General features: G+C 37.1%; 23 protein-coding genes. 10 read left to right on the forward strand and 13 right to left on the reverse strand.

Annotation, left to right across the window (positions count from 1 at the left end):
• Positions 1–68: 68 nt before the first annotated feature.
• A complete protein-coding gene (locus AOLE_RS10590; protein WP_013198046.1) occupies positions 69–1292 on the reverse strand; it encodes an alkane 1-monooxygenase in 1224 nt (407 codons plus the stop codon).
• A 189-nt stretch (positions 1293–1481) separates the two neighbouring features.
• On the opposite strand from AOLE_RS10590, the gene AOLE_RS10595 reads away from it, so the two are divergent.
• Entirely contained in the window at positions 1482–2426 is a 945-nt protein-coding gene (locus AOLE_RS10595; RefSeq protein ID WP_013198047.1) for an AraC family transcriptional regulator, read from the forward strand.
• Positions 2427–2476: 50 nt separating this feature from the next.
• Here AOLE_RS10595 and AOLE_RS10600 read toward each other — a convergent pair whose 3' ends face one another.
• The 3 genes from AOLE_RS10600 to AOLE_RS10610 all read right to left on the reverse strand — a co-directional run bounded on the left by AOLE_RS10600 (position 2477) and on the right by AOLE_RS10610 (position 5370).
• On the reverse strand, positions 2477–4342 hold the full coding sequence (locus AOLE_RS10600; RefSeq protein ID WP_013198048.1) for a SurA N-terminal domain-containing protein: 1866 nt from the start codon (positions 4340–4342) through the stop codon (positions 2477–2479).
• A gap of 131 nt (positions 4343–4473) precedes the next feature.
• Positions 4474–4746, reverse strand: a complete 273-nt coding sequence (locus AOLE_RS10605) for an HU family DNA-binding protein (protein ID WP_001043034.1) — start codon at positions 4744–4746, stop codon at positions 4474–4476.
• A gap of 168 nt (positions 4747–4914) precedes the next feature.
• Positions 4915–5370: a phasin family protein gene (locus AOLE_RS10610; RefSeq protein WP_013198049.1), complete on the reverse strand. Its 456-nt coding sequence runs from the start codon at positions 5368–5370 to the stop codon at positions 4915–4917.
• 208 nt (positions 5371–5578) lie between these two features.
• Between AOLE_RS10610 and AOLE_RS10615 the strand changes: the two genes are divergently transcribed.
• The 8 genes from AOLE_RS10615 to fdx all read left to right on the forward strand — a co-directional run bounded on the left by AOLE_RS10615 (position 5579) and on the right by fdx (position 11688).
• Positions 5579–6226, forward strand: coding sequence for a hypothetical protein (locus AOLE_RS10615; RefSeq protein ID WP_013198050.1), 648 nt, complete (start codon positions 5579–5581; stop codon positions 6224–6226).
• A 109-nt stretch (positions 6227–6335) separates the two neighbouring features.
• Positions 6336–6809, forward strand: a complete 474-nt coding sequence (locus AOLE_RS10620) for an Rrf2 family transcriptional regulator (protein ID WP_004792640.1) — start codon at positions 6336–6338, stop codon at positions 6807–6809.
• Between the two features lies 1 nt (position 6810).
• The gene (locus AOLE_RS10625; RefSeq protein WP_013198051.1) at positions 6811–8028 is read left to right on the forward strand and encodes an IscS subfamily cysteine desulfurase; all 1218 of its coding nucleotides are present in this window, start codon (positions 6811–6813) and stop codon (positions 8026–8028) included.
• 67 nt (positions 8029–8095) lie between these two features.
• Positions 8096–8482 (forward strand): Fe-S cluster assembly scaffold IscU, encoded by a 387-nt coding sequence (gene iscU, locus AOLE_RS10630; RefSeq protein ID WP_004792646.1) that lies wholly within the window; start codon positions 8096–8098, stop codon positions 8480–8482.
• 30 nt (positions 8483–8512) lie between these two features.
• Positions 8513–8833 (forward strand): iron-sulfur cluster assembly protein IscA, encoded by a 321-nt coding sequence (iscA, locus tag AOLE_RS10635; protein WP_004792648.1) that lies wholly within the window; start codon positions 8513–8515, stop codon positions 8831–8833.
• A gap of 82 nt (positions 8834–8915) precedes the next feature.
• Complete coding sequence (gene hscB, locus AOLE_RS10640) at positions 8916–9434, forward strand: Fe-S protein assembly co-chaperone HscB (RefSeq protein WP_005304822.1); 519 nt, start codon at positions 8916–8918, stop codon at positions 9432–9434.
• A gap of 38 nt (positions 9435–9472) precedes the next feature.
• Positions 9473–11332: a Fe-S protein assembly chaperone HscA gene (gene hscA / locus AOLE_RS10645; protein ID WP_013198052.1), complete on the forward strand. Its 1860-nt coding sequence runs from the start codon at positions 9473–9475 to the stop codon at positions 11330–11332.
• A gap of 17 nt (positions 11333–11349) precedes the next feature.
• A complete protein-coding gene (gene fdx / locus AOLE_RS10650) occupies positions 11350–11688 on the forward strand; it encodes an ISC system 2Fe-2S type ferredoxin (RefSeq protein ID WP_004792653.1) in 339 nt (112 codons plus the stop codon).
• Positions 11689–11741: 53 nt separating this feature from the next.
• On the opposite strand, the gene AOLE_RS10655 is transcribed toward fdx, so the two are convergent.
• From AOLE_RS10655 to AOLE_RS10690, 8 genes are all read right to left on the reverse strand, one after another.
• The gene (locus AOLE_RS10655) at positions 11742–13208 is read right to left on the reverse strand and encodes an adenylate/guanylate cyclase domain-containing protein (protein WP_023274248.1); all 1467 of its coding nucleotides are present in this window, start codon (positions 13206–13208) and stop codon (positions 11742–11744) included.
• Between the two features lie 56 nt (positions 13209–13264).
• On the reverse strand, positions 13265–13699 hold the full coding sequence (locus AOLE_RS10660; protein ID WP_004792657.1) for an HIT domain-containing protein: 435 nt from the start codon (positions 13697–13699) through the stop codon (positions 13265–13267).
• A gap of 201 nt (positions 13700–13900) precedes the next feature.
• Positions 13901–17362, reverse strand: a complete 3462-nt coding sequence (mfd, locus tag AOLE_RS10665; protein WP_013198054.1) for a transcription-repair coupling factor — start codon at positions 17360–17362, stop codon at positions 13901–13903.
• Between the two features lie 134 nt (positions 17363–17496).
• On the reverse strand, positions 17497–17853 hold the full coding sequence (locus AOLE_RS10670; RefSeq protein ID WP_004792661.1) for a hypothetical protein: 357 nt from the start codon (positions 17851–17853) through the stop codon (positions 17497–17499).
• A gap of 82 nt (positions 17854–17935) precedes the next feature.
• The gene (locus tag AOLE_RS10675) at positions 17936–18868 is read right to left on the reverse strand and encodes a Dyp-type peroxidase (RefSeq protein ID WP_081399322.1); all 933 of its coding nucleotides are present in this window, start codon (positions 18866–18868) and stop codon (positions 17936–17938) included.
• 142 nt (positions 18869–19010) lie between these two features.
• Positions 19011–19793, reverse strand: a complete 783-nt coding sequence (locus tag AOLE_RS10680; RefSeq protein WP_081399156.1) for a glutathione S-transferase N-terminal domain-containing protein — start codon at positions 19791–19793, stop codon at positions 19011–19013.
• A 21-nt stretch (positions 19794–19814) separates the two neighbouring features.
• Entirely contained in the window at positions 19815–20321 is a 507-nt protein-coding gene (gene rraA, locus AOLE_RS10685) for a ribonuclease E activity regulator RraA (RefSeq protein ID WP_013198057.1), read from the reverse strand.
• A 12-nt stretch (positions 20322–20333) separates the two neighbouring features.
• Positions 20334–20999 carry an NAD(P)H-binding protein gene (locus AOLE_RS10690; protein ID WP_013198058.1) on the reverse strand — a complete coding sequence of 222 codons (666 nt, stop codon included), beginning with the start codon at positions 20997–20999 and terminating at the stop codon, positions 20334–20336.
• Positions 21000–21211: 212 nt separating this feature from the next.
• On the opposite strand from AOLE_RS10690, the gene rpsT reads away from it, so the two are divergent.
• Entirely contained in the window at positions 21212–21478 is a 267-nt protein-coding gene (gene rpsT, locus AOLE_RS10695; RefSeq protein ID WP_004792670.1) for a 30S ribosomal protein S20, read from the forward strand.
• A gap of 57 nt (positions 21479–21535) precedes the next feature.
• On the opposite strand, the gene AOLE_RS10700 is transcribed toward rpsT, so the two are convergent.
• The gene (locus AOLE_RS10700; RefSeq protein WP_004792672.1) at positions 21536–22270 is read right to left on the reverse strand and encodes a histidine phosphatase family protein; all 735 of its coding nucleotides are present in this window, start codon (positions 22268–22270) and stop codon (positions 21536–21538) included.
• Positions 22271–22285 lie beyond the last annotated feature (15 nt).

The raw sequence follows: 22285 nt of genomic DNA on the forward strand, positions 1-22285 counted from the left end.
GTAAAAACTTAAAAGCCCTCTAGTGATTAAACTAGAGGGCTTCGTATTTCAGGAATTAAATTTTTTATTTATTCGGTAGTTGTACTGTCTAACGCTTTATCAACTACACCAAATTTCTTAAAGATTTTTGCACGTCGTTTTGACGAAATATTTGCTTTGTTTAAATCACCTTTATAATGATCAAAAACTCGCTTATCCATTATTTTAAACCACAATGAAGGGATTAATGCTGGTAGTAACATACTTGCATAACCGCTTGGTAGCTCAGGTGCCTCGTCAAAATGACGTAATGCTTGGAATGGACGAGTCGGATAAGCATGATGGTCTGAATGACGCTGCAATTGGTACAAGAATAAGTTTGTTACAACGTTATTATTGTTCCAGCTATGCTCTGGCATTGTACGCTCATATTGACCATTTTCTTTTTTCTGACGTAATAAACCATAATGCTCAATATAGTTAATAATCTCAAAAAGACTAATGCCATAAAATGCTTGTGTCGCTAAATATGGAATTGTACGTTTACCAAAGATTCCAACCATAGAACCATGAAAAGCAGCAGTCATTCCCCAGCCTTGTAATAGTTCATTATCTGAAGACCAGAATTCTTTACCTTTACGTTTCAAACGATTTTTTTCAATTTCTATTGCAGATTTAAAAGAACCAACAACAGTACGTGGCCAGAACTCATAGAATGTTTCACCCATACGTGATGAAGCTGGATCTTCTGGTGTTGCTGCACGCTTATGATGACCGTAAGGATGCTCAATACGAAAATGATTATAGCCAGTTGGAACTAAAGCAAGATGAGACAGAATATGGTCTATACGATCATGCTTATGACTTAACTCATGGGCTGTATTAATCGCAATACCATTGATTGCACCCATTGAGATACCAAGTAAAATCTTATCAATAAAAGATGTTGTTTTACGACTTGTTAAATAACATGCATAAACATTCGCAGCATACTGTAGAGGAATAAAACTCTTCACAAGACGTGAGTAATATGGATCTTTTTCTAATAGCTTAATTTCTTCATCTGTCGGATTTCGAGCATCTTTCCCAATAATAGTATCAATTGCAGGAATCACGACATGTAATAAAAGTGGACCACCTAATGCGAAAACTTTCTTCAAAGGACGTGGACCAAACTGATAACCAGCTAAAATACCCAAACCGATAGCAGGTAAAGCAGGACTAATCATCCATAAAAAGCGTTTGCGATCTATTTCACGCATAGACGCAGGCACTGGCATAAGTTCTTGCTGAACATTTACTGGTGCATTCATAGCTATATTTCCTTTTTCTATATGTCTATATAGTTAAAGAAATAGTGTTTAGTTAACAGTAGTAACCGTCCAAAAAACCTATGTTAAAGTCTTTGGCATTTTCTTCCACTTTTCTGTCCTAAAAACACATGTTGATCTATTCTTATAGCTCACTATAATTTTATTAAAATAATGATTGATCATTTAAATATGGATGCACTAAGTAAATTTTTTGATGATATTCACCTGAATAAGTCTGAATACATATATTTAAAAGCGCAAGGAGAATGGGCTTTTAAAACACAAGATCAATCTGCTCTACTTGCTTATATTGTTTTAACTGGTTCAGTATATATTCAACTTAACACTTCAGAAAAAATAACAGCGACTGCTGGCGATATTATTTTGATTCCTTCGGGGAAAGCACATAGTGCGACTGACTCAAAATCAACAGCGAGTAAATTGGTAGATTCTTTAGATATAACGTCGCTTTTTAATGGTCATAGACAAGATGCCATCGAATTTGGTACTTCATCTCCAGATAATACATTATTGCTATCTTTACGCTGTCAAATCGATACCCATATGGCTGGGCCACTTATTAATGCCCTGCCGTCCATCATGCATATTCAGCATGAAAATCAAACTACCCCACCTGAATGGCTACAAATTGGACTTTATTTTCTAGCAATCGAAACTCAAAAAATCAGGCCGGGTCACGACAAAATTATTGATCACTTAGTCAGTATTTTGCTCATCGAATGCATTCGTGATCATATTCAACAGATGACAGATCAACAAAACTGGTTAAGTGCTTTAACTCATCCCGAACTAAGCAATGCGCTATCTGCTATTCATAGCCAGCCAGAAGTCACATGGACAGTTGAATCTTTAGCTGAACAATGCTGTATGTCACGTTCTAAATTTGCAAACTTATTTAGCAGTATTATTGGTGAGCCACCTCTAACTTATTTACAACATTACCGTTTCCGTTTAGCCAGCCAGTATTTACGCACAAGTAACTTATCAATTCAGCAAATATCAAATAAGGTTGGCTATTCATCCGAAACAGCATTTAGTCAGGCATTTAAACGAATTTTTGATTTATCTCCTAAACAATATAGACAGCAATATATTGGGCACAGCTTAGATTAACTGCCAATAAAAAAAAGCGCCGAGGCGCTTTTTTTTATTGAATCAAATTATTATTTAATTTTCGCATGTGATTTTAAATATTGACTGTAATCTTCCAATATTTGTTGACCACGTGACTGACGATAAAGTTGCTTTAATTGCTGTAACTGATCAGCAGGGATAGCATTCGCAGCAGATGAATTTACATTTGAAACTGCAACAACAACTAGCTCATTTGGTAAATTTGCAGTTGTAACAGACCACATACCTGGCTTAGGTGTAGTTGCACTAAATGCCGCGCGCTCAATTTCACGCTTTAATCCTTGTGAACGACTAAATACGCCAGCCGATTCAAATGCTACTTTATTTTTAGCAACTACTTGATCTGCTGGTTGAGTTTTAAATTCAGCTAGCATTGTAGCAATTTTAGCTTGAACAGCTTTACGCGCTTTTTCATCGATAACTTTTGCTTTTGCTTCATTCATCGCCTGTGCTAAAGGTTTTACACCAGCAGCATGATAATCACGTACTTTAACCCATACCGTATCACCATTCGCTAACTGAATATTAGATGATGCATTACGGTCACCATTTTTCACGTCATCATTAAACAATTTAATTTTAACGTTTGGATCACTTAAATATGGATTTTGTGTAGCTAAAGTTACGCCATTTAATGATTCAACTTTTGTACCTTTTACTTCTTGTACAACAGCTTCTAAAGAATCATTACCAACAATCGTTTCATTTAAACTGTTTACGGTATCTGAATAAACAGTTGCAACTTTATTCTTTTCAACCTCAGCAGTTAAACGCGCCTTCTCTGCTTCGAATGAAGGGATTTGACTAGCTTGAGTTTCTGCCTCAATAATATGATAACCATATTGAGTTTTTACTGGTTGAGAAATCTGTCCATTTTTCAAGCTCACTACAGTTTTATCAAATGCATCGGAAAAAACACCTGGTGCATATGCTTCAACTAAACCACCTTTTGCTTTCGAACTTGGATCTTCAGAGAACTGAGATGCAGCTTGTGCAAATGTCAGACCGCCTTGAATTTTCGCATATACTTCTTTAGCAAGTTTTTGAGCTGCGGCATCATCACGAGCATCTGTAGTAATTAAAATATGCTTCACAGTACGTTTAGCATCTTTTTTCTGAGTTTCAACAAACTTACTATACGCTTGTTGAAGTTCAGCTTCAGTTGCAGGAGCTGGTTTAGCCATTAGTGATGGCGACACAACCACATAATCCACATCAACAGAAGATTGTTGTTTAAACTCATTTTGGTGTTTGTTGTAATAATCTGTAGCTTCTTGATTAGAAGCAGTTAAACCAGTTTTATAACCATCTAATTTAATACTAGCCAAATGTAACGTACGTTGTTCAGTTTGCAAATTCGCAATTTGCATTAAATCAACTTTACTTACTAAAGAGTAATCAGAAAAAGTTGACGTTAGCATTTTTAAAGCATGATCTTGACGAAGACTAGCAATTAAGCCCTGACTTGTCATACCAATAGAACGTAAATAATTTTCATAGAGTTTTTGCGAGAACTGTCCATTCTCTTGCAAACTAGGCTGTTGAGCTAACATTTGCTCAATTTGAGTATCACTAAGTGAGATACCTAATTTCTCAGCTTGTTGAATTAGCAAATTACGCGACACTAAAATATCGAGTGCCTTAGCCTGAATAACAGGCAAATTAAGTAAACTCTCATCGCCTTTAACAGCAGCTAAATATTGTTCTTTGTAAGACTGAGTTAAAGTTTCAAGGTCTTTTTTAGATATTTCTTGGCCATTTACTGTTTTTGCAACATCAGCCTTGTTTCCCCTATTAAAATATCCTTCAATACCTACAAGTGCTAAAGGGGTCAAAAACAAAATTAGAAGGACTTTGCCGAGCCAACCCTTAATGACTGTACGAAACGATTCCATAAGTATTCCAATATTTTATTTCGAGGAGAATTTTAACTGAAAAACCACAATCAATGAATGAGCAATATTGGTCAATTCAGATTTTTAATAAAAAACGCGCCTATATTGGCGCGTTTAATCATCTTAAAAGATTAAGCTACTGAATCTTTAAGACCTTTACCAGCTTTGAAGCTAGGTACTTTTGTTGCTTTAATTTGAAGCTCTTCACCAGTTTTAGGGTTACGACCAGTGCGTGCAGCACGTTCTTTAACACTGAAAGTACCAAAACCAACTAAAGTTACTGTGTCACCTTTTTTAAGTGCTTCAGTAATTGACGCAATTGTCGCATCGAGTGCCTTGCCTGCATCAGTCTTAGATACTCCCCCTTTTTCAGCAATTGCATCGATTAATTCTGATTTATTCATGAATAAAACATCCTCTTAATATCGTTTGTTTAAGGTCCAAGGCTATAGTTTAAAAGGCCATGACGCCTTTATAGCAATGCTTTGGGGGAAAACGCAATACTAGAGCAGGGCTTTTAGCGAAAATAAATGCTAAAAAACTGTTATATATTTGCTAAATCCCAACATTTTTTACTTTTTATTCAATTTTTCTTTCAATTGTTGGTTTTCTTCTATTAAAGCATCCACCTTAATATGAAGCTGTACCAAGAGCTGTTCAATGTGCTGTAAATCCTTCGGAGTGACCAATCCAATCCGGTTTAAAGAATGGTTCACACTGGTATCAAGAATTTTCTCTACTTTATCTTTTGTTTCAGATACAGATTCTTTTGCTTTTTCTGTGACTTTACCTACGGTGTTATCTGCTAAGTCTCCAGTTTTTGACTCTAGTTCTTCACCAACTTTGACTAAGGAATCAAAGAGTTTGTTGCCCTCTTCTTCTGCGCGTGAAAAAGCTCCTAACCCAGCCAACCAAATTTGCTTGGTATACTTTCTAAAATCCAAAGCTGATTTTCTTGAACTTCTTGATTTTAATTTATTTTTTTCTTCTGACTCTTCTACCTGTGTCTCTATATTTGCATTATCCATTAATCTAAACTCCTAATCAGATGAGAGAGATGATGACTGATTTGACCACAAAATATTTCTATAATATCAAAGTAAAGACTTGATCCATTTACAAAACTGTTCTACAAAGCAATTAAGTCATGTAAATATATTTAACACGACATTGTGTTAAGTTTGGGATAGGATGTCCCATTCTTCGGTTAACTGCTATTTGTAAGGATAAACTTTTATGAGTGAAACGCAACAAAGACAAAAACATCCCCGTCTGTTGCTGAATATCGTTCTAATTATTTTAGAAACTTTCTTTTCATTTATTCTCACCCACGATGGTGTCCTCCGCTTGCAAGCGAAAAAGTTTATTTCAAACAAAACGACTATTCGTATCAATAGCTATCTACCTTTTTTTGACTTTTATGTTCAATTTACAGAAAAGGGTTTGTTGTTCGATATCCATTCTTTTGACCGACGTATTGATCTTGAAATCAATAGTACACTTATCGATTTAATTAAGATTTTCGCTTTTTCAAACCAGCGCAGTCTTAAAAATATGCGTATCGATGGTGATGAAGAAACTAAAAAAGAGTTATTAGATTTAATTTCTCACCTTACTCTGCCTAAACTTTTAGCAGACTGGAAGCAATGGTTTAATACACCTGATGATGAAGCTGAAGCCCTTGCTTCACGCAAAAGAATTGCCCCATTGCTTGAAAAAATTGATCAACAACGATCAGAAATCAATTCACTTCATGTGGAAATTAAACAATATCAAAATCGAATTACTCGCTTACAGCAGCGTCAACGAAATATTAACTTCTCCTTTGGTATAATTAGCCTGATATTTATTGTTTATTTCATATATAATTTGTGGGTTGCTTAAATTATTTTTCCATTTTGTTCCTGCACTTGAATTAAAAATAAAAAAACTTGACTATTTTAGTCGGGATTCATAAAATCCTATTATCTAGTCTTAACATGTGTATCGAATCATGCGCCTTACAACTCGCGGTCGCTACGCAGTGACTGCTCTACTTGATTTAGCTTTGCAGCCAACTGAACAAACGATCACGCTCGCCGAAATTGCAGCTCGCCAATCCATTTCAGTTGCTTATTTAGAACAGTTATTCGCAAAACTTAAGCGTCATGGGTTAGTTTCTAGTGTTCGTGGTGCAAATGGTGGTTATCATTTGGCTCGAAATGCTGATGAAATTACTGTGTTAGAAATTATTGAAGCTGTAAATGAAACTGTTGATGCAACTCGTTGCGACCATAAAGGTAACTGCCAAAATGGTGCAATGTGTCTCACACACGATTTATGGCAAGAACTCTCTCATCATATTGCCGACTATTTAGCAAAAATCTCTCTTGCCGACCTCATTAGCCGAGACAACGTTCAAACTGTTGCATTACGCCAAAATGTGACTGGCATAGATTCAGCTCTTTTATCGGGTACAGGTATTTGATATGAAACGTCCAATTTATCTTGATTACGCAGCAACCACTCCAGTAGATCCGCAAGTTGCAGAACGTATGATGGAGTGTTTAACTTTCGACGGTACCTTTGGTAATGCTGCATCTCGTTCCCACGCTTATGGCTGGCAGGCAGAAGAGAAAGTTGAATATGCACGTGAGCAAGTTGCAAATTTAATTAAAGCTGATCCACGTGAAATCGTTTGGACTTCTGGTGCAACTGAATCAGATAACCTTGCTCTAAAAGGTGTAGCACAATTTTATGCATCTAAAGGCAAGCATATCATTACAAGTAAAATTGAACACAAAGCTGTTCTAGATCCTTGTCGTGAATTAGAAGACCAAGGTTTTGAAATTACTTATTTAGAACCAGAACCACAAACTGGTTTAATTACCCCTGAAATGGTAAAAGCTGCCCTTCGTCCTGATACTATTCTTGTTTCTCTTATGATGGTAAACAACGAAATCGGTACAGTTACAGATGTAGCAGCAATTGGTGAATTAACACGTGCCAATAAAACCTTCTTTCATGTAGATGCTGCTCAAGCTGCTGGTAAAGTTGAAATTGACCTATCTACTATGAAAATTGACCTAATGAGTTTCTCAGCTCATAAAATTTATGGTCCAAAAGGTATCGGTGCATTATATGTACGTCGTAGTCCACGTGTTCGTTTAAAAGCACAAATTCATGGCGGTGGTCATGAGCGTGGTATGCGTTCTGGTACTTTAGCTACCCATCAAATTGTAGGTATGGGTGAAGCTTTTGAAATTGCTGGCAAAAGAATGCAAGCAGAACAAGAGCGTATTCGCAAGCTTCGCGACAAGCTTTGGAATGGTTTACAAGATCTTGAACAAGTTTTCTTAAATGGCCATCCAACTCAAAACGTTGCTAACTATTTAAATGTCAGCTTTAACTTTGTTGAAGGTGAATCTTTAATGATGTCGCTCAAAGATGCTGCAGTATCAAGTGGTTCTGCTTGTACTTCTGCAACTTTAGAGCCTTCATACGTTCTTCGCGCATTAGGTTTATCTGATGAGCTAGCACACAGCTCTATCCGCTTCAGTTTTGGTAAATACACAACTGAAGAAGATATTGACCATGTGCTTACAATTACCAAAGCCGCTGTTGAGAAATTACGTGAACTTTCTCCGCTTTGGGATATGTACAAAGAAGGTATCGATCTTTCTACAGTTGAATGGGCTGAACACTAATTCATTGAAATTAGTGTTTTTACCCTCATATTAATATTAGGCTGACCCCGAGGTTTGGAGAAGCGAAATGGCTTATAGCGAAAAGGTAATTGATCATTACGAAAACCCTCGTAATGTTGGTGTTTTAGACAAAAACTCTGAAAATGTAGGTACAGGCATGGTGGGTGCACCAGCATGTGGCGACGTGATGCGTTTACAAATTCAAGTAAACGATAGCGGTGTGATTGAAGAAGCACGCTTTAAAACTTATGGCTGTGGTTCAGCAATTGCTTCTAGCTCACTTGTAACTGAGTGGTTAAAAGGTAAAACTCTTGATGAAGCTCAAGCAATCAAGAATATTGATATCGCAACCGAGCTTGCTCTTCCACCAGTAAAAGTTCACTGCTCTGTACTAGCTGAAGATGCGATTAAAGCTGCGATTGAAGATTACCGCACTAAAAAATCAAAAGCTTAATTTGTTATTACTGTAAACGTTGGAGTTTTCATGATTCATTTAACTGAAAATGCTGCGACTCATATTAGCAATTACCTCAAAAACCGAGGTAAGGGTGAAGGCATTCGCGTGGGTGTGAAAACTTCTGGCTGTTCTGGGTTGGCTTACGTTCTTGAATTTGTTGATTCTGTCGATGAACATGACGAAGTTTTCGAACAATTTGGCGTTAAGGTATTTGTAGATCCAAAAAGTCATGTCTATTTAGAAGGCTTAGAAATGGACTACGTCAAAAATGGCCTTAATGAAGGGTTCGAATTTAACAACCCCAATAAAAAAGGCGAATGTGGTTGTGGTGAGTCTTTCACTGTATAACCCTTCTCCTTCCATCTCTCATTAAAACAGTGTCTTTTTAGCACTGTTTTAATGTATTTAATTAACGTGGACCTCCTTTCTAATGAATCATTTTGAGTTGTTCAATTTACCCGTAGAACTCGATATCGATTTGGCGAGCTTAAAATCTAGTTTCTTGAATTTGCAGCAGCAATATCATCCAGATAAAGCAGAAGATAAAAATCAGGCATTGATCAAATCAAGTGAAATCAATCAAGCTTTTAAAACATTATCGCAAGTAGATAGCCGCGCAGCTTATCTTTTAGCATTAAAAAAGCAAGATCATCACCTTGATCAATCTATTAGCGATTTTGAGTTCTTACAATCAGCTTTGGAACTTCGTGAGCAACTGGATGAAGCAACCTCCCCAGAACATCTAAGCACTCTTAAACAAGAAGTGTTTCAATGGATAGAAAGTTTAGTTCGCGAATTTAAAATTGATTACTCAGATGAAGACTGGGGTGAAGCTCGCGATACTGTACGTAAATTACGGTTCTTTCAGCGCGTTCTTAATGATATTGAAAAAGCAGAAGATCAAATGTTGGATGACGAAGACAACTTTGATTTAGACGACGATTTTTAATTTTGCTTTTTCCAATTTATATTCAAGGGATTTAACTCATGGCACTTTTGCAAATTGCTGAACCGGGTCAATCCAGTGCCCCACACCAACACCGCATTGCGATTGGTATCGACCTAGGAACAACACACTCCTTAGTTGCGACAGTGTTATCAGGCAAGCCTAAAGTACTCAATGATGAAAAAGAAAGAAGACTCCTTCCTTCTATTGTGCACTATGGAAACGATGCAACTCACTACGGTGAAGAAGCAAAGCCTTTCCTTATTGCCGACCCGAAAAATACAATTGTCTCTGTAAAACGCTTTATGGGTCGTTCAAAAGCGGATATCAAATTTCAGCATCCATATGAATTAATGGGTTCTGAAAATGAGATGCCAGCTTTTGAAACACGTGCTGGTCGTAAAACCCCTGTTGAAATTTCTGCAGAAATTTTAAAACAATTAAAAGATCGTGCTGAAACTAGCCTACAAAATCCAGTAAATGGTGCAGTTATTACTGTTCCTGCCTATTTTGATGAAGCTCAGCGACAAGCAACTCGTGATGCAGCACAACTTGCTGGTTTGAATGTATTACGTTTATTAAATGAGCCAACCGCTGCTGCTGTGGCTTATGGTTTAGACCAAGAAACTAATTTAGCTACAGATCATAACTATGTAATTTATGATTTAGGTGGTGGTACTTTTGACGTATCAATCTTGCGTTTTTCACAAGGTGTCTTTGAAGTATTAGCTACCGGTGGCCACACTGCTCTAGGTGGTGACGATTTAGACCGTCTCATTGTTAAATGGGCTAAAAAGCAGTTAGATATTGATACTTTGAGCGATGAAGCATATGCAGTATTTATGGTTGCTGCTCGTCAAGCTAAAGAACAATTATCTACTCAAGAATCAGTTCAGTTAAAATTACTTGAAAATGTATTAACACTGGACCGTCCAACTTTTGAAAGTATTATTCAAGTTGCTTTAGATAAAACAATCAGTGTTTGTAAGCGTGTTTTACGTGATGCAAAACTTGAATTATCAGATATTCAAAATGTTGTTTTAGTTGGTGGCTCTACGCGTTCGTATGCTGTTCAACAAGCGGTTCGTAATGTATTTAATCAAGAACCTCTTTGCACGATCAACCCTGATGAAGTGGTTGCAATTGGTGCTTCGATTACTGCCAACCAATTAATTGGAAACAGTCAAGACGGTTCATTACTTTTAGACGTAACTCCTCTCTCACTTGGTCTAGAAACCATGGGTGGATTAGTAGAGCGCCTTATTTCACGTAATACTGCTATTCCTGTTGCTCGTCGTCAAGAATTCACAACTTATCAAGATGGCCAAACCGCCATGCTTATTCATGTGGTTCAAGGTGAACGAGATTTGGTAGAACATTGTCGTTCATTAGGAAAATTTGTCCTTCACGGCATTCCACCAATGACTGCTGGTCAAGCACGTATTGAAGTTACCTTTCAGGTAGATGCAGATGGTCTACTTACTGTTTCAGCTCGTGAAACAACTTCTGGTGTACAGGCTCAAATTGATATTAAACCATCTTATGGTTTATCAGAATCTGACACTGAGCGCTTATTAATTGAAGGTTTCCAACACGCGGAAGAAGATAAAAATCTACGCCATTTAAAAGAAACCAAAGTTGAAGCCCAACGTGAACTTGAAGCATTAGAACAAGCTCTCAAAGTTGATGCTGATTTGCTTAATGATGAGCAGCTTGAAGCACTTAAAACTGCTGAAAATTTGCTAAAAGTTCAGCTTGAAGGCAATGATATTCAAGCAATTGAAAAAGCTGTAGAACAACTTAAAGTACATAGTGATGCTTTTGCCGCACTACGTATGAATCGACATATTGACCACGCCTTAAAAGGTACAAAACTTGAAGATTGGTCAAATTCAAACTAAAGGTATAGGTGATCAATATGCCCCGTATTAAAGTACTTCCTCATGCTCAGTTCTGTCCTGAAGGTGCAGAATTTGAAGTTGAACAAAATGCAAATCTTTGTCAAAGTTTGCTTGATCGAGGAATTAAAATTGAACACGCTTGTGACATGTCGTGTGCATGTACAACTTGTCACGTAGTCGTTCGCAAGGGTTTTGACAGCCTAGAAGAAATGGATGATGTTGAAGCAGATCTTTTAGATCGCGCTTGGGGTCTTGAACCAGATTCTCGTCTCTCTTGCCAAGTGAAGATTGTTGATGAAGATTTAGAAATTGAGATTCCTAAATATACAATCAATCACGCTTCCGAAAGCCATTAAAATAAAAAAAGCTGCTTTTAAAGGCAGCTTTTTTTTACTTCACGTTTTAAGCTTTACACCTGATCTTGCTGATCAATTTCAATAGGCTTAACTTCATCTTCAAGTCTTAAACGTGCAATACCTTGAGTATTAATTAAAGTTTGTTGAACTTTAAGTCGTTGAATCATTTTCTCAAGTACTTCTACTAATTCAGGGTACTCATAGTTTTGTACTTCTTCTAAATTAAGGACTAAATGGAAGCCTTTATATTCATAGTCGAACCATTGCTGATGATCTGACTTATTCCCTGTATATTTCTCCATTACTTGCCATGTCTTCACAGCACCTTGAATACCTTTTAAGTAAATTGGTGTTTTTGGAGCACAAAGAAAATCACTTTTAATTAATTGATAAGTATCATCTGAAATTAAAATTTCATCTATTTCAGCAGCGTATTGTAAACGAGCTGCCAAATTCACATCACGACCTACAATAGTATAAGCCATACGATGTGTTGCCCCATAGTTCCCTACGTGGCAGTAACCAGTACTAATTCCCATGCGAATATGTAAGGCTGAGTAGCCCATTTTTTTCCAACGCTCACGCAGCAATTTCATTTGCTGACGCATAGCGATTGCCATTTCTACACAGGCTTTTGCATCTTGCTCTACACCCTGAGAATTCGGATCACCAAAAAATATGAGGATGGCATCCCCCATAAATTTGTCGACCGTAGCTTCATACTGCTTGGCAATTTCCGTCATATGGCTTAAATAGTCATTAAGCAAAAATGCCAAATCGTCAGGAATTAAAGTTTCTGATAATTCTGTAAAACCCTGAATATCAGAAAAAAATACAGTCATTTTTTTTCGTTTATATTCAATTTTTGCTTCTGCCTCACCGCGCATGATAGATTGCCACAACTGTAGTGGTGCATATCGGCTTAACTGATTAGCAAAAGCAATATAGCGGGTCATTTGGTCATAGTAATGTTGACGCTGCTGACTGATTTTTTTAACCCAACGATGTTGGTAGTAATTTCCAATGGTAATAAACATGACCAAACCCAAGAGTGTAATTACAGTTAACTCTTGGCTAGTAGGTTCAAAATATGTATAAAAACCGAATAGGAAAAAAGTACTTAAATAAAAAATAATCGCGCCTAGCAGGCTCGTCAAACAAATAACTGCGAAAGAAATACGACTATTAATTGCAGAATAAAATAATGCAAATACCGCAATAAATGTAGGGACTAAATTAAGATGCAACCCTGCCAAGGTAACCGCTACAACAATTGCATCAATTGCAAAAAAGACACTTTTTTGAGTTTTCTTATCGAATTGGTATTGAAGCCAATGTTCTAACTTCGAACTAATAAAAAGTAAAAAGAGAAAAAAAGGAGGAACGTAGATCTGATAATTTGTATTAGGTGAGGTAAAAGCATAGATCACTAAAATTAAGGACAGAATTGAATATCCCATCAAACGATGAAAATATGCAAACTGCTTAGGCTCTCTATCGATAAACCTCTCTAATTGCACCCTGTCCTCCATACCTCAATGTAGCCACATTCGTATAAATGTGGCATTTCATTGATTTAATCCATGCGCCAATCAAAAGGCATATCACCTTGACCACGTAAAGCAAGCATAAGGGTTTGACGCATATGAGCCAGTACATCATTTGTATATGGAACTGCAGGTGTTCCCCAAACTGGCTTAGGCCATGCAACATCATTTTGATAACGTACAACATGATGGAAATGCAACTGAGGTACCATGTTACCTAAAGCTGCAACATTCATTTTATCAGCACGGAATACTCGAGCTAGCTGGCTAGATAACCAACTTGATTCACGTAAAAACTGTTCTTGATCAGCTTGGCTCAATTCATATAATTCTGTGATTCCCGGTACACGAGGGATTAAAATCAACCACGGGAATTGCATATCATTCATTAAACGACATGTTGAAAGCGGAAAATCGCCGACAAAAAAAGTATCTTGAGCAAGTTGTGGATGCAAACTAAACATATCTTTTATAAATGACAATAAACAATAATGGCTAATACTATCACATCAGTTTTGATGTGAGTATTGCTAGTGGCTGGTTTGATTACAAATAACAATGATTTTATGCACTTATTCCTCCTCTGATCCGAGAAATCGTGCATAAAATTCTGATATCAGCTTTTAAAAAATTTGTATGAGATTAAAATCACTTTGAAACACTATTTAAGCATGTAATTCATTTAATAATTTAGCTAATAAATCATTAATAAATTGGATGCGCTTTTCCTGTTCTTCTAACTGAACCATAACTTTTAAACGCTGTCCGCCCTCCATACGATAATAGGTCGGATGCTTTTGCATCAGCTGAATGATACTAATCGCTTGAACAGGTGTATCAGGTGAGAATTCAATATTACCACCTTGAGTATTAATATCGATTTTTGTGATACCCAGTTGCTCTGCTTTCAAGCGAATCTGATGGACAGTAAACAAATGTTTAACCGATTGCGGCGGAACCCCAAAACGATCAATAAGTTCCATACGGATATTATCGAGTTTTTCTTGTGTATCTGTATTACTAATACGTTTATAGAACAATAAACGCTGATGCACATCTCCTAAATACTCATCTGGAATCAATGCCGGAATATGTAAATTAATTTCCGCAGTCAGCGATAAAGGTGCATCAAAATTCGGTGTTTTACCTTGCTGAATTGCTTTAGTGGCTTTTTCCAGCATCTCCATATACAAGCTATAACCGATTGCCTGCATTGAACCGCTTTGTTGTTCACCTAAAAGTTCACCAGCACCACGAATTTCTAAATCCTCTGTAGCTAACATAAAGCCAGCACCGAGAGTGGAAGCTCTCTGAATTGCATCCAAACGTTTTTCTGCATCGCCTTTTAAGTGTTTTATAGAAGGAACTAACAAATAAGCATAGGCTTGATGATGTGAGCGCCCTACACGTCCACGTAATTGATGTAATTGAGCCAAACCGAGTTTGTCAGCCCGTTCTATCAAAATTGTATTGGCATTTGGAACATCAATTCCGGTTTCAATAATGGTTGAACATACCAATACGTTAAATTCTTTGTGATAGAACTGCTGCATCACTTGTTCGAGCTCTCTTTCTCTCATTTGCCCATGAGCAACTGCCACACGAGCTTCAGGTACAAGAACACGGATGTTTTCAGCAGCCCGTTCAATCGTATCGACTTCATTGTGTAAGAAATATACTTGGCCACCACGTAGTAACTCACGCAAAATCGCCTCTTTCACAGAGGCTTCTGTATGCTCTTGCACAAAGGTTTTAACAGCTAAACGACGGGCTGGCGGTGTAGCAATGATAGATAGATCACGCATTCCAGAAAAAGCCATATTTAAAGTTCGTGGAATAGGCGTTGCGGTAAGCGTCAACATGTCCACATCTGCTCGTAAAGCTTTGATACGCTCTTTATCACGCACACCGAATCGATGTTCTTCATCGACTACCATTAGGCCCAGATCTTTAAATTGCACATTTTCTTGTAAAAGTTTATGTGTTCCCACCACAATATCGACTTTACCAGCAATTAGATCTTCAATATTTTTTGTATGGGTTTTACTTGAGCCAAAGCGTGATAGCACTTCTATACGCACAGGCCAATCAGCAAAACGATCTTTAAAAGATTCATAATGTTGTTGTGCAAGTAAAGTCGTAGGCACTAAAACAGCAACTTGCTTACCATTTTGCACAGCAACAAATGCGGCTCGCATTGCCACTTCAGTTTTACCAAAACCGACATCACCACAAACAAGTCGATCCATAGGTCTAGCTTGCTGCATATCATGAAGAGTCGCTTCAATAGCATTCGCCTGATCGAGTGTTTCTTCGTAGGCAAATCCACTAGCAAATTGCATATAAAGCGATTGATCGAGTTCGAAACCAAAACCAGGTTTTGACTGACGACGTGCTTGTATATGTAATAGTTCGGCTGCAACATCATGAATTTGTTCTAAAGCTTTACGTTTAGCTTTACTCCACGCATCACTTCCAATTTTATGAAGTGGCGCTAGATCGGGATCGCCACCACTATAGCGACTGATCAGATGCAAATTAGTCACAGGAACATAAACTTTTGCCCCTTCAGCATAATTGAGTTGCAAGAATTCATAATCTTGCCCTTCAATTGCTAAAGTAACTAATCCTGCATAACGTCCCACACCATGATCAATATGAACAACTGGGGCATCAATACTGAGTTCAGTCAAACTGCGAATTAAGAACTCTTCTGAAACTTCTTGCTGACGTTTACGACGACGCTGAACTACCCGATGTTCATATAACTGATTTTCTGAAATTACAGTTAATTGGTCTGTTAAAACTAAGCCACGGTCGAGCGGTGCATTTGTAATAGCAATCGCAAACTGACTCGTTTGAAATTGTTCAAAACTGTCTACACTAGGGATATCTCCCAGACTAGCACGTAAACCATCTCTTAAGCTTTCACGTCGGCCTGCACTTTCTGCAACCAATAAAACAGGATGATTTGCTTCATCAATATATTTTTTGACGACGGTAAACGGTTTTTCCTTTTTCGGATCGACTGCTAATTTTGGCGGCTGCTCAGCCTTAAGATTTAATGCGCCAGCTTTTTCTTCAACCAATTCGGCACTTACAAGCATACGCGGGAACTGGTTTAAAGCACTCAGTAAATGGTTTGGAGCAATAAATAGTTCTTCAGGAGGAAGAATTGGCTGATCTACATTATGACGTCTGTCTTCGTAACGACGGAAAACTTCTTTCCAAAAATTAGTTAAATCGGTGTCTACATCATTAGTTGTAATTACAATGCAATTCTTTGGTAAGTACGTTGTAAGTGTACTTTGCGATTGCATTTGTGCTTTATCAAAAAATAATGGTAAGTAAAATTCAATTCCTGGAGAAGCAATTCCCTCTAAGACATCTTGATAAATCGGGTTTTTCTTAGGATTAGCAGTAGGAAAAAGTTCAGAATATCGATCTCTAAAAATTGAGCGGGCTTCTTTTAATGGGAATTCTTTTGCAGGTAAAACTGTAAAACTTTTTAAAGCTGTAGTCGTTCTTTGTGTTTCTGGATCAAAGAATTTTAATGTATCAATTTCATCATCAAACAAATCAATACGGATAGGTGCTTCTTGTCCTGAGGCAAAAATATCCATAATACTGCCACGCACAGCAAACTCACCGTGATCATAAACAGTATCTACTAAATGATAACCAGCTTGTACTAAACGTAATTTTTGCTGTTCTAAATCAAATTTTTGACCTACATGAATATCAAAATGCTCACCTAAAACCCATGAATATGGTGCAACTCTTTGGGCTAAAGTGCTTGCTGAAAGGAGCAACACACCCTTCTGAGGCATATTAGATAAAATTGCGAGGCGTTCTGAAACAATATCTTGATGAGGTGACAAACGATCATACGGTAAGATTTCCCAATCAGGGAAAATTGTTGGTTTTATGCCATAAAATTCAAGTTCACTTTCTAATTGAGCTACATGCTGGTTATTTCTGGCAACCACAACAAGTAAAGACGAATGCTGAACAGCAATTTCCTTAAATAATAATGCAGCAGATGAACCTAATAACGACCCCACCCAACGCTTTTCACCGGCCTTGAGCTGTTGTAAATTCAATTGAGAGATTTCTTGTTGAAACATGTATATGGCTTTTATCAGCTAAGAAGATATAGGCCTAATAGTAGCATGATGTTTTTAGTGAATTGAGTTATTTTTTTGAAAATCAAACTACTAGTTAGCCCTACTTTTTATATTTTTTAATCAATTAACTATGATTATTTATCACGCAAAAACAAAACGTAATATTGATTTAATATTTGTATAATCGCTTTAAGCTGAAGTAGCTTTTCTTGTGTATTTCCTAATCTTTCTACATAACGTTGTGTTGCTATTTCCAGATCAATTTTTTCATTAATTTGTGGAGTGATGAGGAATAACTTCTGAAGATTATCAAAATTTTGTAATTTACGATTTGAGAAATACTCAAGATGTTCTGACCATTTCTCATTGATTACTACATCGTTAATGATAGGTCCTCGTTCAGAATCAAATTTTAATTGATTCTCTTGTAAGTAAAGTTGTTCTGGCGTTTCTTTTGAGCCTTGAAAAAGCTGAGTTATCTTCTTAAACATTTCATCACATCATATTAATTTTAAATTTATGTCATGGAAGCAATCTAACTACTTCCATGACATAATCCTTCTAATTTAACGACTATTCATCGCCTAAATCATCGAGAAAATCGACAGTTGGTACAAAAAACAAGGTACCAGTCTGAGCAGTACTAAAGTCAAGCAACCGATCAAGATTACCATCCTCATTACCTAAAAACATGTTTTCAAGCATTTGTCGGGTTGTACTAAATTTACGCGAGTAACCAATAAAGAATGTGCCATATTCATTTCTAGAAGGATTTGAAAAAGGCATATTAGCTCGCATAATTTTAAGCTCATTGCCTTCTGCATCATGAGCTTTACTTACAACATTATGAGCAGTTAAAGGCTTTTCATCATCACCGAGTTCAACATCATTAAACTTTTTGCGCCCAATCACTTTTTCTTGCTCTTCATCGGTTAATGAACGCCATTTCTCCATGTCATGTGTATATTTTTGAATAAAAGCATAACTTCCCCCGATAAAATCAGGATCTTCATTACCCACTAATGCCCACTGCGCCGCAATAACGGGTTCTGGATTCTCAGTCCCATCAACAAAACCAATAATTGCACGTCCGTCAAAATAACGAAAACCATGAACTTCATCAATTGGATACGTTACTTTACCAAGCTGTTGATTAATTATATTGCCCAGCTCGTAACATAAAGCCTGATGATCGGCACGAATATGAAAAAATAAATCACCTGGAGTTGAGACAGCCGTATATTTCGGGCCTCTAATTTCTTGAAATGGTTGTAACTCTTGAGGCTTCGCTTGCTCTGGGAATAAAATATCCCATGCGTTTGAACTAAAACCCAACGTAGCATTAAATTTACTTTCTGGATAACGGTTAGATAGACTTCTGGTTAGTGCTGAAAAATTAGCAGCAAAATCTTTTACTTTTTCTATTACAGAATCACCTTGAGCCAGTCCCAATACAATAAATAATGCATTTTCACCAGGAGCGCTCGTTACAGGCTGAATTCTCATACATTCCATAAAATATGCCTTTTAGGTAATTAACCTTATTAATTTAGCATACTCATTTTCTTTTCATACATCTTGTAATGAAATCTGAGGTTGTAAAGAGTTTAAGTAAAGCGCCTTAAACTCTTACTAAAATAGATATTAATTAACGCCCATACTGCTTCTTTAAATATTTTACGATTTGAGCAGACTCAAACATCTTCACTCCAGTATTTGGATCTACCAAATAAGGGACCTGCATTTTACATTGCATGACAGGCAATATTTTTTCTCTTTTTCCACCTTTTAAAGGTACATATTTACCCGGTTTTAAACGAAGAATAGCTGGACCCTGATCTTGCCATCTTTCTTTTGCCACATTATGCAAAATATATGGAAGCTCAAGTTCACAGAGCAAACCTCTTACGACTCTTGAATAAGGACTTGCCTCAAAACTCCATAACTCAAGTTTTTGCTCAGGCGCAGCTCTATCAACAATTTTTTTATTTATCCAAACTCCACGAGCACCATTTAATATGGTCCCTGCAAATGCCACATACGGCATGTTCGGGTAACTCGAAAATTTCTGAGGTGTCTTTCCAGTCTTACCGTAGTGTTTAAATAAATGATGAATAATATCTTGTGATTCATATAGCTCATCACCAGTATTTTCATCAATTAAAAAAGGAAATTGTAATTTCCCGCCTTTTTCTTTTACAACTGAACGATACTTTGTTCCACCTTTAGGACATGGATAAATTTCGACATCCAGATTCAAAAGTGTAATCACTTCACGAACGCGGCGGCAAAATGGTGAACCTTCAAATTCATATAGTTTCAAAGCTTTTACAGGTTGCTGAGGAAAAGCAGTGCCTGTTACGCCCCTACCGCCTTCAGCAATTGCAGATACAACCGCTTGAAGTACTTTAATTTGATGAATCACCATCATGCGTTCCTTTATATTAGAGAATTAGACTAATTTTTCTTTTGCAATCACAATTCCATTATTATCAGCATAGATAAAATCACCTGATTGAATTGTGACACCACCAAAATACAAATTAATATCTACTTCACCAATGCCTTTACGATTACTTTTTTGCGGAATTGCAGCCAATGCATGTACGCCTAAATCCAAAGTTGCAAGCGCATCTACATCTCGTACACAACCGTAAATCACGACACCATTCCAGTTATTTTTAACTGCTGACTCAGCAATCAAATCACCCATCAGTGCACAGCGCATAGAGGCACCACCATCTACCACTAATACTTTATCTGTACCATCTGTTGCCAATAACTCTTTTACACGTGAGTTATCTTCAAAGCACTTTACTGTTACAACTCGCCCCCCAAAAGTTTTACGTGCACCATAGCTTTGAAAGAACTTTCCATCCATTGAAGGAATTACAACCTGTAAGTCTTTTTCAGGGTTATCATCTAATAAATCACATGTTACAAATGGCACTGTCGACACTTTTATTCTCCCTTATCGAGTTTTCTGTATGCTCAGATTATCATATCGTTTAAAGGCTTCAATTTGCGTTAGCGCCGCTACGACCATCGTATGAGCCAATTGCTCCGCAGTTACAGGTTTATATTTGAATGGTTTTTGTAATTTATTCTCAATAAATTTAAATAGACTTTGCCCTAAATCTTCAATGAATCGTACGTCACTGCGTTTACCAATAAGTAAAGATGGTCTAAAGATAGACAATTTCTCAAGTTGTAGACTTTCAATATAATCTTCTAGTTGTCCTTTCACTTTATTATAAAAAATCGGTGAATTGGCATTTGCACCAAGTGCACTCACTAACAATAAATGAATATGTTTATCTTGTACTAAATCTGCCAAATGAGCATTGATTTCATAATCCACAGCGTAAAAGGCCTGTTTTGAGCCTGCATTTTTCAATGTAGTTCCCAAACAGCTAAATGCATGGGTATGACCGTTCACATCTTCATCATTCAACATTAAAAAATCTTCTACAACCAGCTGATTAACTTTTTTATATGTATTAAGTAGTTGTGATTCTTTTCTTACCACAACAGTAATCTCTTCAAATTCTGGTGTCTGCTCAAGCTGTTCGACAAGAGCTAAACCCACAAGTCCTGTAGCACCTATCACAATTGCTTTTTTCGTACTTATAGTCATTTTTTATCCAACCCTCTTTAAGTTTGTATCAAATTTAACCTTTTCTTACGGTTTTAGCAGCCCCTAAAACCGCTTAAAATGCTCTCAAGGCTTGACTTCACGGTGTCTATTCATCACAATATGGCACTTGTTTACGGGCTGGTGATGGTTGCACCAGTTTACTGGATTGACCACAGCCCGCCCAGACCAACTTATTTTCAAGGAGTGCAAGAGTGGCAAACTCTGCTCAAGCTAAAAAACGTGCGCGTCAAAACGTTACTGCACGTAAACACAACGCAAGCTTGCGTTCTATGGTTCGTACATACATCAAACGTACTTTAAGTGCAATTGCTGGTGGTGATCATGCTGTTGCTACAGAAGCTTACAAAAAAGCTGTTCCTGTAATCGACCGTATGGCTGATAAAGGCATCATCCACAAAAATAAAGCTGCTCGTCATAAGAGCCGTTTAAATGCTCAAGTTAAAGCGTTAGCTAACTAATTGAAGCATGTAAAAAAAGCCCTATTGGGCTTTTTTTATTACCTATCGTTTTTGAGCTTATAGCCCTGTGTTAAATTTGGCTACATTCAGCTCATAGGCCTTACCTCTCCAAATCCATTTTAATTTGCAATTTGGAAACTCTTCGCCCTCAAACCATACAAATAAGCCTTCCATCATTTCAGGCCAATCTTCTTTCTTAATTTTATTTTCACCAGAAATTACAGCAACAATTGCAGCAATAATAGTGTCATGACTGACAGCTAAACTAAGTCCACCTTGAGTTTTGGGATGAGTACGGTAAATAAGCTCTAGCACGTCTAGAACACCAGTAATGGGGTGTTTCATGCCAGGTAATGCATTATTAACAAAACTATTAATAAAACCCAAAGCGCCTTGTTTTTTAAAATAAGGAGCAGCTTGCTGTATATCTAGTACAAAGCTACCAGGTTCAACCAGTAGTCCCTGCTCAATAATTTCAATGGTATGTGTATTAGATTCGGGACTTACATCATCAGCCCCTTCAATCATGAGCGCAGCCGTATCGACACAACGTTGTATTGGACTTGAAATACAATGCTGGATAACACGATCTGTATTTTTAATTAAATAATTACCCCATGCCTGCGCAAGCTCACGCCCTTGAGGAGTAAGTTGGAGGTCATATCCTGCTAAACCCTGCCCATCCACAAGTTCTCTTAGAGAATGGCGCGTAAATAAGGTCACGGGAGTTGAAGCATCGGGCAATAAATCAATTGCTTCAAACATACTTTTAGGCAATAAATCGAGTGCCATTGTTATCTTGTCATC

This window comes from Acinetobacter oleivorans DR1 (genome assembly GCF_000196795.1).
Classification (GTDB): domain Bacteria; phylum Pseudomonadota; class Gammaproteobacteria; order Pseudomonadales; family Moraxellaceae; genus Acinetobacter; species Acinetobacter oleivorans.

Excerpts from the sequence above, each read along its gene's own strand:
- AOLE_RS10590 (WP_013198046.1), bottom strand. The coding sequence starts at position 1,292 with ATGAATGCACCAGTAAATGTTCAGCAAGAACTTATGCCAGTGCCTGCG.
- AOLE_RS10670 (WP_004792661.1), bottom strand. The coding sequence starts at position 17,853 with ATGTTTAAGAAGATAACTCAGCTTTTTCAAGGCTCAAAAGAAACGCCA.
- AOLE_RS10600 (WP_013198048.1), bottom strand. The coding sequence starts at position 4,342 with ATGGAATCGTTTCGTACAGTCATTAAGGGTTGGCTCGGCAAAGTCCTT.
- iscU (WP_004792646.1), top strand. The coding sequence starts at position 8,096 with ATGGCTTATAGCGAAAAGGTAATTGATCATTACGAAAACCCTCGTAAT.
- AOLE_RS10680 (WP_081399156.1), bottom strand. The coding sequence starts at position 19,793 with ATGATGGTGATTCATCAAATTAAAGTACTTCAAGCGGTTGTATCTGCA.
- AOLE_RS10615 (WP_013198050.1), top strand. The coding sequence starts at position 5,579 with ATGAGTGAAACGCAACAAAGACAAAAACATCCCCGTCTGTTGCTGAAT.
- hscB (WP_005304822.1), top strand. The coding sequence starts at position 8,916 with ATGAATCATTTTGAGTTGTTCAATTTACCCGTAGAACTCGATATCGAT.
- mfd (WP_013198054.1), bottom strand. The coding sequence starts at position 17,362 with ATGTTTCAACAAGAAATCTCTCAATTGAATTTACAACAGCTCAAGGCC.
- AOLE_RS10675 (WP_081399322.1), bottom strand. The coding sequence starts at position 18,868 with ATGAGAATTCAGCCTGTAACGAGCGCTCCTGGTGAAAATGCATTATTT.
- AOLE_RS10660 (WP_004792657.1), bottom strand. The coding sequence starts at position 13,699 with ATGTTTAGTTTGCATCCACAACTTGCTCAAGATACTTTTTTTGTCGGC.
- AOLE_RS10620 (WP_004792640.1), top strand. The coding sequence starts at position 6,336 with ATGCGCCTTACAACTCGCGGTCGCTACGCAGTGACTGCTCTACTTGAT.
- AOLE_RS10610 (WP_013198049.1), bottom strand. The coding sequence starts at position 5,370 with ATGGATAATGCAAATATAGAGACACAGGTAGAAGAGTCAGAAGAAAAA.
- AOLE_RS10625 (WP_013198051.1), top strand. The coding sequence starts at position 6,811 with ATGAAACGTCCAATTTATCTTGATTACGCAGCAACCACTCCAGTAGAT.
- AOLE_RS10700 (WP_004792672.1), bottom strand. The coding sequence starts at position 22,270 with ATGGCACTCGATTTATTGCCTAAAAGTATGTTTGAAGCAATTGATTTA.
- AOLE_RS10690 (WP_013198058.1), bottom strand. The coding sequence starts at position 20,999 with ATGACTATAAGTACGAAAAAAGCAATTGTGATAGGTGCTACAGGACTT.
- AOLE_RS10595 (WP_013198047.1), top strand. The coding sequence starts at position 1,482 with ATGGATGCACTAAGTAAATTTTTTGATGATATTCACCTGAATAAGTCT.
- iscA (WP_004792648.1), top strand. The coding sequence starts at position 8,513 with ATGATTCATTTAACTGAAAATGCTGCGACTCATATTAGCAATTACCTC.
- hscA (WP_013198052.1), top strand. The coding sequence starts at position 9,473 with ATGGCACTTTTGCAAATTGCTGAACCGGGTCAATCCAGTGCCCCACAC.
- AOLE_RS10605 (WP_001043034.1), bottom strand. The coding sequence starts at position 4,746 with ATGAATAAATCAGAATTAATCGATGCAATTGCTGAAAAAGGGGGAGTA.
- fdx (WP_004792653.1), top strand. The coding sequence starts at position 11,350 with ATGCCCCGTATTAAAGTACTTCCTCATGCTCAGTTCTGTCCTGAAGGT.